The 13,502-nt window shown below is 41.1% G+C and carries 12 protein-coding genes; 11 read left to right on the top strand and 1 reads right to left on the bottom strand.

The genetic code is table 11. From position 1 onward, the window contains the following. The 9 genes from AC1DVB_RS21270 to AC1DVB_RS21230 all read left to right on the top strand — a co-directional run. Window positions 1-1,470 (top strand): sigma-54 interaction domain-containing protein (locus AC1DVB_RS21270; protein WP_477590824.1); only part of this gene is annotated, 1,470 nt, incomplete at its 5' end. 167 nt (window positions 1,471-1,637) lie between these two features. Further along, window positions 1,638-2,633, top strand: coding sequence for a hydroxyacid dehydrogenase (locus AC1DVB_RS21265; RefSeq protein WP_082609362.1), 996 nt, complete (start codon window positions 1,638-1,640; stop codon window positions 2,631-2,633). An 86-nt stretch (window positions 2,634-2,719) separates the two neighbouring features. Further along, on the top strand, window positions 2,720-2,911 hold the full coding sequence (locus tag AC1DVB_RS21260; protein ID WP_057277949.1) for a DUF3311 domain-containing protein: 192 nt from the start codon (window positions 2,720-2,722) through the stop codon (window positions 2,909-2,911). Continuing rightward, window positions 2,911-4,407 carry a sodium:solute symporter family protein gene (locus AC1DVB_RS21255; RefSeq protein WP_057277846.1) on the top strand — a complete coding sequence of 499 codons (1,497 nt, stop codon included), beginning with the start codon at window positions 2,911-2,913 and terminating at the stop codon, window positions 4,405-4,407. The genes AC1DVB_RS21260 and AC1DVB_RS21255 overlap by 1 nt, the downstream gene beginning before the upstream one ends. A gap of 79 nt (window positions 4,408-4,486) precedes the next feature. Next, window positions 4,487-6,151, top strand: coding sequence for a thiamine pyrophosphate-dependent enzyme (locus AC1DVB_RS21250; protein WP_477590821.1), 1,665 nt, complete (start codon window positions 4,487-4,489; stop codon window positions 6,149-6,151). Window positions 6,152-6,202: 51 nt separating this feature from the next. Further along, window positions 6,203-7,384, top strand: a complete 1,182-nt coding sequence (locus AC1DVB_RS21245; protein WP_477590819.1) for a Glu/Leu/Phe/Val family dehydrogenase — start codon at window positions 6,203-6,205, stop codon at window positions 7,382-7,384. 58 nt (window positions 7,385-7,442) lie between these two features. After that, the gene (locus tag AC1DVB_RS21240; protein WP_057277849.1) at window positions 7,443-8,873 is read left to right on the top strand and encodes an amino acid permease; all 1,431 of its coding nucleotides are present in this window, start codon (window positions 7,443-7,445) and stop codon (window positions 8,871-8,873) included. A gap of 115 nt (window positions 8,874-8,988) precedes the next feature. After that, window positions 8,989-10,431 (top strand): aldehyde dehydrogenase family protein, encoded by a 1,443-nt coding sequence (locus AC1DVB_RS21235; RefSeq protein WP_057277850.1) that lies wholly within the window; start codon window positions 8,989-8,991, stop codon window positions 10,429-10,431. Between the two features lie 63 nt (window positions 10,432-10,494). Continuing rightward, complete coding sequence (locus AC1DVB_RS21230) at window positions 10,495-11,526, top strand: aromatic ring-hydroxylating oxygenase subunit alpha (protein WP_057277851.1); 1,032 nt, start codon at window positions 10,495-10,497, stop codon at window positions 11,524-11,526. A gap of 181 nt (window positions 11,527-11,707) precedes the next feature. Here the strand turns inward: AC1DVB_RS21230 and AC1DVB_RS21225 are convergent, their stop codons facing one another. After that, the gene (locus AC1DVB_RS21225) at window positions 11,708-12,154 is read right to left on the bottom strand and encodes a DUF5392 family protein (RefSeq protein ID WP_063575798.1); all 447 of its coding nucleotides are present in this window, start codon (window positions 12,152-12,154) and stop codon (window positions 11,708-11,710) included. Window positions 12,155-12,636: 482 nt separating this feature from the next. On the opposite strand from AC1DVB_RS21225, the gene AC1DVB_RS21220 reads away from it, so the two are divergent. Together AC1DVB_RS21220 and AC1DVB_RS21215 are read left to right on the top strand one after the other, a co-directional pair. Next, window positions 12,637-13,017, top strand: coding sequence for a hypothetical protein (locus AC1DVB_RS21220; RefSeq protein WP_222619893.1), 381 nt, complete (start codon window positions 12,637-12,639; stop codon window positions 13,015-13,017). After that, window positions 13,007-13,477 (top strand): endolytic transglycosylase MltG, encoded by a 471-nt coding sequence (locus tag AC1DVB_RS21215; RefSeq protein ID WP_057277853.1) that lies wholly within the window; start codon window positions 13,007-13,009, stop codon window positions 13,475-13,477. The genes AC1DVB_RS21220 and AC1DVB_RS21215 overlap by 11 nt, the downstream gene beginning before the upstream one ends. Window positions 13,478-13,502: the final 25 nt, after the last annotated feature.

The following is a 13,502-nucleotide window of genomic DNA, read 5'->3' as shown; positions in this document are numbered from 1 at the left end:
GTGTTAAGTGGGTTAAGTACCTGTAAATATGCAGAAGAGATAGGGTTGGGGGCCATTCTGGTTGATACTGGAAAGGAATCATTTCGGCAGGCGTTGATTGAGGCGAAAAGGGTAGCTCTTGTCAGCAGAAGGGAACAGGAGAAGACCAAGCGTTACCAAACGATTCTTAATTATGCCTATGAAGGGGTTATTGCAATAGATTTAAAAGGACAAATATCCGTATTCAATACGGCCGCTCAGGAGATATTAGCCATTTCCAAGGGGAGCTTAATTGGAAATTCTGTATACGATATAATAAAGCCCGGAACATTTCGTAATATGCTTTTAAGCGACGATGAATACGAAAAAGATACGGTTGCTTACCAATCCATTCAATTATCGGTAAAAAAGGTCGGGATATTTTTAAAAGGTAAAAAAGTGGGGGATATGGTCGCCTTTCAAGATGTTACCCGCATTCAGGAGATGGAAGGGAAGTTCTTTAGAAAGCTTCATTCACGCGGACATGTGGCAAAGTACACATTTGATGATATATTGTATCGGAGTTCGGAAATCAAGAGGACGATTGAAACAGCTCAACGTTATAGTGAAGTGGATTCAAACATTCTTATAATTGGAGAAACTGGAACGGGCAAGGAAATATTCGCCCAAAGCATACATAATCATAGCAATCGGAAAAATAACCCATTTGTTGCCATTAATTGCGCAGCGCTTCCCGAAAATTTATTGGAAAGTGAGCTTTTCGGATATGCAGAAGGAGCTTTCACGGGAGCCATGAAAGGCGGAAAGCAAGGATTTTTTGAACTGGCTCATAGAGGTACGATTTTTTTGGATGAAATAGGAGAAATCTCTCCAAAAATGCAAAGCCGGCTGCTGCGTGTCCTGCAGGAGCGTGAAATCATGCGCATCGGTGATGATAAAGTAATCCCTGTTGATGTGAGAATAGTGTCGGCGACGAACAAAGACCTCATGCAAATGGTAAAGAGTAATGACTTTCGGGAGGATCTGTATTATCGCTTGAGTGTGCTGGACCTTGTATTGCCTCCGCTTCGGGAACGCAGAGAAGATATTCCGTTATTGGTGAATGCCTTTATTCGGAAAGGTCATTCGGATCAGAAACAAATCAAAATTTCGGAAACTGCCATGAAAAGGCTGAGTGAAGGGAATTGGGAAGGGAATATTCGCCAATTGCAAAATTTTTGTGAGCGATTATGCGCTCTTTATAAGAACAAGATAATTGATGTGTACGATATCGAAATGTATTTTCCGAATAAAAATAATCAGAAAATACTTCTTTCGGAACAAAACGAAGAGATGGATATATCACCTGGGATACATTTATCCGAGCGTGAAAGAATTGTTCAAACGTTAATGAAGGTGAATTTTAACAAAGGAAAAGCTGCTTTTGAGTTAGGGATGAGTCGGACGACTTTATGGAGAAAGATGAAAAATTTGAATATCGAAACAAATTGAAACGTAATGAAACAAATTAATTCATTTTGAAACAATTTGTTTACTTTATTTATCTCTTAATTTGAGAACGAATTGGCTTCTTTCTTGAATAAACGGATGTTTTTTATGTTGGCACAATAATTGTATATAAACAATGTAGTAGGAAAGGTTTTTCCTTCAAGGTTAACATGAAAGGTTGGTGGGAATGTGTGAGTCATTTAGTGTATATTCCTCAAGATATTGAGAAAGAGGGGAAAAGTTATTTAGTAGAAAAAGGCTTTAAGATTAAAGTAGGATCTGATTTGTCGCAAGAAATTCTTATGGAAGAAATCAAGGGTTGTGATGCAGTACTAACGAGATCAACGGCTGTAATAAATAGAGAAGTTATTACAGCAGCTGAAAACCTCAAAGTAATAGCCAAGTATGGAGTGGGCTTGGACAATATTGATATTGAAGCTGCTACAGAGCGTGGCATTTATGTAACAAATACCCCAGAGGCAAATGCGAATTCTGTAGCGGAACATGTAATGGCATTAATTTTATCTTTGTCCAAAAACTTAAGCTTGGCTGACAAAGAGCTGCGCAGCGGGAATTTTGCTATCCGTAATCAACTTTTTGGTATGGACTTGGAAGGCAAGACTTTGGGGATTATCGGACTGGGGAGAATCGGTAGAATACTGGCAAAAAAGGCTTCCGAAGGCTTCGATATGAAAGTGATTGGCTACGACCCTTATGTTACAGCAAGCCCGAATTCTGGGCTGGAGATAGCAACAGATTTAGAATGGGTATTCAGAAACGCTGATGTTATTAGTCTGCATCTGCCGTTAACGAAAACAACAAAAGGAATAATAGGAAGCCGTGAGTTTTCCTGGATGAAAACTTCCTCCTTTTTTGTAAACGCTTCCAGGGGCGGTGTGGTTAAGGAAATTGATCTAGTAAACGCTTTGCAAGCAGGCGAGATTGCCGGTGCCGGAATAGACGTATTTGAAGTTGAACCTCCTGATAAATGGAATCCACTTTTTAAATTGGATAATGTGATTGTCAGTCCTCATAATGCCGCTTTGACGAAGGAAGGTTCCGTACGCATGGCTGTACATGCCGCAATGCAGGTGGAACAAGTTCTTTCTGGCGTGAAACCGAACTGGGCTGTAAATGAGCCTTTAACTAAAGGAGTGTCAATGTAACCATACAGAGATAATTATCTGTATTTTCTGACAAATGAGGTTTGAAAGATTCGAGTTTAGCATTTGTTGATAAGGATGGTGAACAAATGAAGAAAATAATCTATGTGATAAGTGCAATACCGGCACTTGGCTCGCTTGTGGTTATCAATCGAATTGAACCTTATGTGTTAGGGATGCCATTTGTTCTTTTTTGGGCCATATTATGGGTCTGTCTTACATCAGTTTTTTTGATAATCGCCAATAGACTTGATCCTGCAACCGAGGAGGAAGAAGACTGATGAATGAAGCCCTGCTCGTTATCCTTTTCTTTCTGGTTCTGTGTATTTGGTTAGGGCTTCAAGCTCGAAAAGGTAAAAATATGAGTTTGGAACAATGGGCCATTGGCGGAAGAGGCTTCGGCAGCTTTTTGCTCTTCTTTTTGATAGCAGGTGAAATGTTTACGACATATACGTTTTTGGGGGCGAGCGGCGGAGCTTATCGATCTGGTATGCCTCCTGCCTTATACGCTTTTAATTGCTTCTATTTTGTAATCGCCTATTGGCTGTTGCCGCCTATTTGGAGATATGCAAAAAAAAATAATGTCATTTCTCAATCTGATTTTTATGACAAAAAGTACAACAGTCCGGCTTTAGGTGTTCTTGTGGCGGTAATTAGCGTCATTTCAATTATTCCATATCTGATCATGCAGTTGAAAGGGTTAGGTATTATCGTATCAGAAACCTCCTATGGGTCCATATCTCCAAATGTGGCTATAGTTGTTGGGGTAATTGCAATCACAATTTATGTAACGGCTTCAGGGATGCATGGAGTGGCGTGGACCGCGGTCATTAAAGATATCATGATTCTGACAGTTGTCGTCTTTATGGGGATTTATTTTCCGCTTCATTATTACGGTGGTATACAGCCAATGTTTGAAGCAATCGATACAGCAAAACAAGGATTTTTGATTTTCCCGGAACAAGGTTTGAGTATCTCTTGGTTTATTTCAGCTACGATCATGACAGCATTGGCATTCTACATGTTTCCTCATATGTTAGCGGGAGTGTTCTCTGCAAAAAGTCCGAAATCACTTCGTTGGAATGCTGGGGTTATGCCAATTTATCAAATAATCATCATTTTTTCGTTATTTATTGGTTTTTCTGCGATTCTCCAAGTTCCGAATTTACAGGGAGCAGAAGCAGATTTAGCTTTATTTAAAATGGCGAAGATGTCATTTGATCCCTGGTTTGTAGGAGTTATTGGAGCATCAGGGGCAATGGCCGCCCTTATTCCCAGTTCACTCGTTTTGACGGCTACGGCCACGATACTTTCAAAAAATGTATATAAGGTATGGAAGCCGAATACATCGGATGACCAGCTACAAAGATTGAGCAGGATGTTAGTACCTGTCATTTCTATAGTGACTCTATATTTTACGTTCAATGGTGGGGAGTCGATTTTTACCTTGTATCTTATGGCATATAGCTTCATGGCACAGTTGTTTCCAGCACTATTTTTCAGTTTGTGGAAAAAGAATCCTGTCACGGTTCAAGGAGCATTTGCCGGCATGATCGTTGGAATTCTAATTGTTGTATACTCGACTACATCAGGTACGACACTTGCTACATTATTTCCATCTCTGCCGCAAGCCATACAAGATCTTGATGTAGGGTTAGCTGTATTATTCATCAACATCGCAGTAACTTTAGGAGTGAGTGCAGTTACTAGAAAAACTTCACTTGGGATGAAAGAAGATATTAAACAGGCTTCAGGAATGGAAAAGCTTGTTAAATGACAGTGGGAATCAGTCCAATATTCATATAATCATAGATTAATAGAATAAAAACACGTTTTCGAAAGCGGGAGGCTTGATTATGAAAGTCAGTGGAGGAAGAGCAGTCGTAGAAGTAATGGCTAAAGAAGGGGTAAAAAAAGCTTTTTGTGTACCAGGTGAAAGTTATCTTAGTGTAATGGATGCACTATACCAACATCCTGAAATAGAACTTATTTCCGCAAGGCATGAAGGAGGTGCCTCTTTTATGGCGGAAGGGTATGCCAAGGCTTCAGGAGAGGTGGGGGTCTGTATGGCAACGCGTGGAGTGGGTGCTACAAACTTAGCTATCGGCATTCATACTGCTGCTCAGGATTCAACCCCTTTGATTGCGCTTATTGGCCAAGTCGAACGCCCTTTTAAAGAAAAGGAAGCATTCCAGGAAGTGAATTTGACGGGTTTTTTCAGTCATTTATGTAAATGGACGGTAGAGATCGATCGTGTGGAAAGAATCCCGGAATTATTGCAACGGGCTTTCCATATTGCGAGATCGGGGCGTCCTGGCCCTGTATTAGTGGCTTTGCCGCATGACATGTTGGAAGACGAGGCAGAGTTGAACATGAACCCTTCATATCGCTCGCTTCCTCCTCAACCACATATGGAAGATGTGAAGCAGGCGATGGATACGATACGAAACGCGGAGCGCCCCGTATTGATTGCTGGCGGAGGTGTGATTCATGCTAAGGCCAACAGGTTGCTTGTACAGTTTGCGGAGGAAATGAAACTTCCTGTCGTTACAGCTTTCCGTCGGTTTGACGCGTTTCCGAACTCACATCCTTGCTATGCAGGGTGGCTTGGATTTGGGACACCTCAATATTTACTTGATGCAATCCGGGATGCAGATGTAGTTTTGGCATTAGGGACACGATTCTCTCAAGTAGGAACACAAGATTACACCTTGCTTTCTAAAAATTCAAAGCTGATCCATGTGGATATTTGTCCCGATATTTTTGGTAAAGTGTATGCTCCTTCTCTTGCCGTTGAAGCGGATGCCAAGAGCTTTTTGGAACAAGCACTGCAAGCGCCAGAATCAGAATCTTTTATTTCAGGCGAAGATCATCTAAAAGAATTGCACGATAAATATTTGGAATTTTCTGAACTGAAGGCCGATTACACAGAGGATTTCGTGGATATGGACGGATTGATGCATGATCTGGCTGTCTGTCTGCCGAAGGATACCATCATTACAAATGATGCAGGCAACTTTTTTGGATGGCTATCAAGATATTATCGTTTTGAACAAGAAAACACATACGTGGGGCCAACGTCGGGTGCAATGGGATATGGACTGCCTGCTGCTATTGGGGCAAAACTGGCGCAGCCTCACAAACATGTTGTTTCTATTTCGGGGGATGGTGGCTTCATGATGACTCTCCAAGAGATTGAAACCGCTGTAAGGTATAAAATTCCGACCATATCAATTGTTGTGAACAACAATATTTACGGAACAATTCGAGCACATCAAGAAAGGCATTTTCCAAACCGGGCTGTTGGAACTGACTTATCTAATCCTGATTTTGCTGGATTGGCCCGCTTATTTGGGGCACATGGTGAAAAGGTTGAAAAAAATATTGATTTTGYGCCAGCGCTGCAACGGGCGATTGCTTCAGGGCTGCCGTCTGTAATAGAAGTTGCAGTCAATCCAAAGATTCTATCTGTAGGCCAGGACAAGAAGGAAGTATACGAAAAGTTAATGTCTAATAATTAACTTTGGAAGTTAGCAGGACCCAATAAAAGGCATGTAAGGGAGGTATCATAGTTGTTAAAACCATATATAGTTGTTGAATGGAATGATACGGAAACAGATGCTAAAGGCTGGCTGGTCGTCCATAACTTTGTAAAAGGATACACAGGCGGCGGTACAAGAATGCACCCAACGGTTACAAGAGAAGAGGTCGAAAGGCTGGCCGAGGCGATGGCTTATAAGTATGTAGCCTGTGAGTCTGAGACGACTGGCGGTTGTAAAGCGGGCATTGYCTATGATTATAAAGCGCCAGACGCATATGCAGTGTTAAGAAGATTTCTGATTGCGATGATGCCTTATATAGATATAGGGGTATCGTTAGGCAGTGATTTAGGTACCAAATATGAAGATGTACTCAAAATATTTAATGAATTTGGCATTGATATCCCCCTAACGAAATCAATGAAGCAGAATCCGAATGTTCTGCAAGGGATAAAAGATTTCGATGAACTGTTGACGACAAAAATCGACGGGTTGTTTTTAAACGATGTCGTAACAGGCTATGGTGTGGCTTTCTCCGCAGATGAGGCATGGAAATTTAAAAACGGAAAAGGTGGAGCAAGAGTTGTCATTCAAGGATTCGGCTGTGTAGGGGCAAGCTGCGCATTGAAAATGTTCCAGTTAGGTTATAAAGTTGTGGGAATTTCCGATGCAGCCCTTTTGGTAACGTGTGATGAAGGATTGGATGTCCAAAAGCTTATTGATCATAAGAATATGTACGGGGAAATGGATAAAGCCTTTTTTGAACCGCATTATGATGTAAGGCCAAACACGGAATGGCTCGACATAGATTGCGACATTTTAATTCCGTCCGCATTGGAGGATGTCATCCACATATCCAATGCCAAAAGCGTAAAAGCGAGCTTGATTGTGGAGGCGGCAAACATTCCCCTTTCTCCCGAGGGAGACGAAATCATAAGACAAAGAGGAATAGATGTTGTCAATGATTTCGTTGCCAACCTGGGGGCGATAAGATTTTATGATGCGGTTATTTTCGGACTGATTAAACCAAATCCACAAGCTGTCGTCGATGATATAGAAAAACTATGCAGGAAAAATACGTATCATTTGTTTACTCAAGCAAAAAAACAAAAAAAATATCAAAGAGAAGTAGCTTATGAAATATTTAAACCGACAATCAGCGACTTGCCGGAATATGCAGTGCCTTCCGAAGCGTTATCGGGGAACTCTCGTTAACTTGTGTTAATCATGAAAGTGTTCAAGCAGTTTATCAATCAGGAACGGGGGGGAATTCATGCAAACAGAAGATGAAAATCAGCCAAAAGAATTACAGCGTTCAATGAAGAGCAGACATTTATTCATGCTCTCCTTAGGTGGGGTAATTGGAACAGGTCTTTTCCTGGGATCAGGATATGCAATCGGTGAAGCTGGACCCTTAGGAGCGATTGTTGCCTATTTGGTCGGTGGTTTATTAATGTACTTGGCGATGATTTGTCTCGGTGAATTATCGGTAGTGATGCCGGTGTCCGGTTCCTTTCAGGTCCATGCAACGAAATTTATTGGTCCCGCCACTGGATTTGTCATTGGCTGGATTTACTGGCTAAGCTGGGCTCTTTACGTAGGCCTGGAATTTGTAGCGGCCGGTTTGCTCATGACCAGATGGTTTCCCGATATACCAGTATGGATATGGTGTGTGATATTTACGGTCCTTTTATTCACTATAAATGCATTGACTACGCGAAGTTTTGCAGAGACCGAGTATTGGTTCTCCGGGATTAAAGTGCTTGCCGTCATTCTCTTCATAATTATCGGTGCAGCAGCGATGTTTGGATTGATTCATATGGAGGATGCACAACCTGCCCCGTTCCTTTCCAATTTTATAGGAGATGGACTATTTCCTACAGGGTTCACGGGTGTTTTTATATCGATGATGACAGTCGTATATGCTTTCCAGGGATCGGAAATCATGGGTGTTGCAGCAGGAGAGACGGAAAACCCGCAACAAAGCATTCCGAGAGCGATTCGAAACATCGTAATACGTGTGCTGCTTTTCTATGTACTGGCAATCTTTGTTCTATCGGCCATCGTTCCTTGGAAAGAAGTCGGTGTACTGGAAAGTCCATTTGTTACCGTGTTTGAAATGGTAGGCATTCCTTATGCAGCAGACATTATGAATTTCGTAATTTTAACGGCGGTCCTCTCTGTAGGAAACACGGGTCTGTTTGCTTGTACAAGAATCCTTTTCTCCCTTTCTCAAAACGGTATGGCACATTCTTCATTTGGAAAGCTCAATCGGCGCGGTGTACCTATGAACGCCTTACTAGTCACCATGGTCTTTGCCTTGCTGTCTCTGCTTACTAGTGTAGTAGCGGAAGAAACGTTATTCGTTGTGCTGCTTTCCATAAGCGGGGTTGGAGGGGTGCTTACTTGGATGGCGATTGCGTTCGCACAGTACAGATTCCGCAAGCAGTATATCAGAGCAGGCGGAAAGGTTGAAAATCTGAAGTTTAGAGTACCTTTTTTCCCGTTTGCCCCGATTCTCTGCATCATTATGTGTCTAGGTATTTTCGTGTTCACCGCTTATGATCCGACACAGCGAACTTCGTTGTATTGGGGATTGGGCTTCGTCGTTGCTTGCTATATATTTTACTATTTCAGATATGCGCGAAGGAACGTCGAGGTGCCAGCCTTAACAACTGAACAGACCAATGATTTTATTCAATAGTGATTATTATATGCAAGATATAAGAATACGGTCGTTTAAGATTCATTTAGAAGTGCAGTTAAAAGCAAAACCTATAATTTAGAGAAGTAGAATAATAGAATACGGAGGAAATAGTATGCGTTACTTAAATTATATTAATGGAAAATGGAAAGAACCCACTACAGGGGAGTATAGAGAAAATCTTAGTCCCCATGATGGTGAAAATTTAGGAGAATTTCCATCTAGTGCGGCGGCTGATTTACATGATGCAGTGGCAGCCGCAAAAAGTTCATTCCCTTTATGGAAAAAACTTTCGTTTCAGCAACGGGCTTCATATTTGCAAAAAGCAGCTGATATTTTGAAAAAGAACATGCAGGAAGTAGGTCAAGATTTGATAAAGGAAGAAGGGAAAACATTCTTGGAAGGGATGGGGGAAGCCAATCGGGCTGCCAGCATACTTGAATATTATGCTGCTGAAGCTCGGCAGCCACTCGGGGAAGTAATTCCTTCAGCCAATGCCAATACATTTTTATATACTACCCGCACGCCGCTCGGGCCGGTGGGTTTGATTACACCATGGAACTTTCCTATCGCCATCCCTGTATGGAAATTGGCGCCGGCCCTGATTTACGGGAATACAGTCGTGATTAAACCGGCTGATCTTACACCTAAGTCTGTCCATCATGTGCTAAAGGCATTTGATGAAGCGGGTCTTCCGCCCGGTGTCATCAATTGTGTATTCGGAAGGGGTTCCGTCATTGGTGCTGCATTAGTGGAACATCCTGATGTGAAGGCTATATCTTTTACGGGCTCGAATCAAGTAGGTCAGCAAATTCAAAAACAAGCCATTGAACATGGAAAGAAAGTGCAAGCGGAAATGGGAGGGAAAAACCCGCTTGTCGTCCTCGCCGATGCTGATCTTGAAAAAGCAGTGGAAATAGCTATAGGCGGAGCTTTTAAATCCACAGGGCAAAAATGCACAGCCACTAGCCGGGTGATTGTGGAGGAAGGAATTTATGAAGGGTTCCGGGAACGGCTTGTCGCACGTACGAAAGAATTAAAAGTGGGCAACCCGCTCAAAGAAGAAACATATATAGGTCCGGCTGTATCTAAATCACAACGCGATGGCGTGCTTGAAATGATCGATGTTGGGAAATCAGAAGCTACACTTTTATGCGGAGGGGAGATCCCCGAAGAAGCGGAATTGGCGAATGGTTTTTATGTCAAGCCGGCAATCTTTGAAAATGTTCCTCAACATGCCCGCATTGCGCGTGAAGAAATCTTCGGACCAGTCATCGCCCTTTTTAAGGCTGGAAATTATGAGGAAGCAGTTAAGATGGCAAATGATACAGAGTATGGATTGAGCGCAGCAATTTGTACAAACAATTTAACATTGGCTCAACGGTTTATTGAAGATGTTGAAGTGGGTCTTGTTCATGTCAATTCGGAAACGGCAGGAACCGAACCGCAAATGCCATTTGGCGGATGTAAAAGTTCAAGTGCGGGCAGCCGTGAACAAGGGAAGAGTGCCGTTGAATTCTATACAGAAGTCAAGACAGTCTATATGGATCGGATATAACTAAAATAGAATTAAGCGTTTTTAAACTTGTAAATTAGATCAAAAACAGGAGGGGATTTCAAAATGTCCACGAAAGAAAATGTACAGTTCAGCCCAACACTGCCTTATTCACGGTATGTCGATCCAGAGGTATTCAATGAAGAAAGCAAAAAGATCTTCAGAAAGAGTTGGATTTTGGCGGGGCATGCAAGCCAAGTGGAAAAGGTAGGAGATTTCATGACATTGGATATCGCCGGAGAGCCTATTATCGTTTCTCACGGGACCGATGGTGAACTGCGTGCTTTCTACAATATTTGCCCTCATCGCGGAATGAAAGTAGAAAACGCCGATAAAGGAAATAAGAAAATTTTACAATGCGGATACCATGGATGGACGTTCAAATTAGATGGAAGTGTAAATAGAGCCCCTAATTTTAAAACGAATGAGCTGGGGTTACACAGCTGTATGAAATCCATTCGCATAGAAGTTCAGAATGCCATGATTTTTGTCAATCTTGACAAAAATGCACCCCCTATGGCAGAAGCATATCGGGAATTTTTAGAGGAAATGAAAGAGTATCCATTCTTTGATTCACTGAAACTAGTTAGGGAAACCCGCCGTGTGGTAAAAGCTAATTGGAAGGCAGTTGTTGACAATTACCTTGAATGTGATCATTGTTCCATTGCTCATCCTGGCTTTGCTAAATCCTTTGATTTAGCAAACTTTTGCACAACGACACATGACAAATTCACCTATCAATATATGACAGCAAGCAAGAATGGCGAAGGGGACCAAGCGCGTTTTTATTGGGTTTGGCCAAATATGATGATTAACGTTTATCCAGGAGACGGAAACGTGAATACTATTCAAGTAATTCCCGTTGATGCTGTGACGTCGTTAGGTATTTATCGGGATTATTCCTTAGATGAAAAAACAACCATAGAAAAAGAAGAATATTTTAAATTTGTTGATCAAGTACGGCAGGAAGATTTTGATCTAGTGGAAAAACTGCAAAAAGGATTAAGTTCCGAGGCATTTACAAATGGAATCTTTTCTCCAACAGAACATGCTGCAGTCTATTTTCATGAACTCATTGAAAATAAGCTCCAGAACTAACCACTGAGCTCTCAATTGGAATGCACTAAAAAAGGAATGTTCATGGAGAATTTGTAAATGAAAAAACCTAAGCAACCAACCAGTGTGATTCGGCAGTTTACCGGAGCATACTGGTTGAGTTGTTTTTTTTGTGCCGCCTTTTTTGCCTTATTTGTTATGAAATTTGCGAACTTCCTTTTATTTATTCGGAGTGGGAGGATTTGTTCTTCCATTGTTGTTCTTCAGCAAGAAACTCAAAAAAAACATTCATGGCAGTAAGCGGTTGCTCATTTACTCGTTTAAAGTAGTTATTTTTTCTGGCATCTGTTAAATAGTTGCTTTTTTTGATTCTCTCCAACATATATTTTTGACTCATTTTCACTATTTCTCTTTGGTTGTGTTTGTTTTCTTTTAATAAGGCAAATCCTACAGCTCCCACCAATGCATAGATTCCAAGTGCGATTTTCGAAATGGGTAAAGAGTCGTTCTTAAATAAGAGAAAAAAAAGATTAATGATGGAAAAGCCTATCATCACCGTTGAAAAAAAACCGTATTTCATATTTTTCTTCAACAACGGGGACAACTTTAATTGAAGTTGTTCGATTTCGTTTTGCATGAAACCGGGTATATTATTTATTTTGATATTCATTGTTTCCTCCTTATTATCTTGCACCAATAAATAAATGGCACTGTAAAATCGTATTTATTAATGAAATAGGAAAAGGAACCTATATATATCTTATCGTTTGGAAACATGTTTGTCATTTAATATACTCTTGGACCTTTTTGAGGGAAAAGTAAACGCAGTGACACATGTGGATGATCAATGGAACGCCCTGTTATATGTGTTGGAAAATTCTCGAAGTATGAGGAGTCGAAATACAGATCATTTACCTTAATAAACCAATAGTGGTATGAATGATGAATGAATTATGGTAAAATGGTCCTCAAATGGAAGCTTTATTTTTCGTTTTTTCATTATTAATAGTTATGGATGACCTTCCCGCGCCTTTTTTTGTCATAATTACGTGACTAATGTGGTATTTAGTACTTTTAAATCGAGTTTTGGAACAAATCAATATATAATTAGAAGGCGAGATAGTAGATTCAAAGATTAAGGAGGGACATAGAATGATGGAATGGGCTCTGATCATTTTGTTCGCTGCAGCAGTATTACTGTTCATTTTATCGTTTATTAAAAAGGACTCTGTAAAAGTGGACAGTCAATTGGAACAGATTGCCAGCACTTTTGGGGATGAAATGAATGTATTACAGGAAAAAATCAGGAACATCGAGATAGATGCTGAAATTACGGTGCAAGAGGCAGGCATTTTGGCAATGTCTTCCGAAAAGCGAAACATGTTGCGTGAAGTACTCGACCTACATAAGCGAGGCTATTCATTTGAAAGCATTGCACTTAAGACAAAACAGCCGGAAGAAGAAATAGAACGGATGCTTACTCCTTACATGAAAACGACGAATGAAAGGAGAAATGTGGCCAATGACATCTAAATCAATGCGCAGCTTTGCCGGAGGCCTTGTTGTTGCCGCAGGCTTATGCGGTGCAGTGTACTTCTTTGGTCCAGGTGAAGCGACCGGCACGTCTGAGAAACTATCAGAAGATGAAATGAAAGAGTCTCTGGCTTCAGAAGGGTATGTCATACATTCCGAAAAAGAATGGGAAGATCAGATTGCTGAAGCACAGTCGGTTAAAGATAAGGCGGAGGCGGAAAAAGAAACGGTAAAAGAACCAACGGAAAAAATCATATACCGTACAGTTCTTACTGTGTCTAAAGGCTCGACAAGCATCGATGTGGGTAAAAACCTGCAAAAAGCAAAAGTCATCAAAAATGCCAATGAGTTTTCCGACGCGGTTGAAAAGAAAGGCAAGGCCAACGGATTACGACCTGGAACATATGTGGTGGATAGTGCGATGACTACGGAAAAAATAATTTCCATCATATTTAAATGAACATAAAAATGACCATCGGTAAGAT

It is taken from the genome of Peribacillus sp. P4_D6 (assembly GCF_056401795.1).
The sequence above is the reverse complement of the archived record's forward strand: the minus strand, read 5'-3'. Positions and strand labels throughout refer to the sequence as shown.

Bases quoted from the DNA above. Each gene is read 5' to 3' on its own strand.
- AC1DVB_RS21265 (WP_082609362.1), top strand. From the start codon at position 1,638: ATGAAAGGTTGGTGGGAATGTGTGAGTCATTTAGTGTATATTCCTCAA.
- AC1DVB_RS21260 (WP_057277949.1), top strand. From the start codon at position 2,720: ATGAAGAAAATAATCTATGTGATAAGTGCAATACCGGCACTTGGCTCG.
- AC1DVB_RS21255 (WP_057277846.1), top strand. From the start codon at position 2,911: ATGAATGAAGCCCTGCTCGTTATCCTTTTCTTTCTGGTTCTGTGTATT.
- AC1DVB_RS21240 (WP_057277849.1), top strand. From the start codon at position 7,443: ATGCAAACAGAAGATGAAAATCAGCCAAAAGAATTACAGCGTTCAATG.
- AC1DVB_RS21235 (WP_057277850.1), top strand. From the start codon at position 8,989: ATGCGTTACTTAAATTATATTAATGGAAAATGGAAAGAACCCACTACA.
- AC1DVB_RS21230 (WP_057277851.1), top strand. From the start codon at position 10,495: ATGTCCACGAAAGAAAATGTACAGTTCAGCCCAACACTGCCTTATTCA.
- AC1DVB_RS21225 (WP_063575798.1), bottom strand. From the start codon at position 12,154: ATGAATATCAAAATAAATAATATACCCGGTTTCATGCAAAACGAAATC.
- AC1DVB_RS21220 (WP_222619893.1), top strand. From the start codon at position 12,637: ATGATGGAATGGGCTCTGATCATTTTGTTCGCTGCAGCAGTATTACTG.
- AC1DVB_RS21215 (WP_057277853.1), top strand. From the start codon at position 13,007: ATGACATCTAAATCAATGCGCAGCTTTGCCGGAGGCCTTGTTGTTGCC.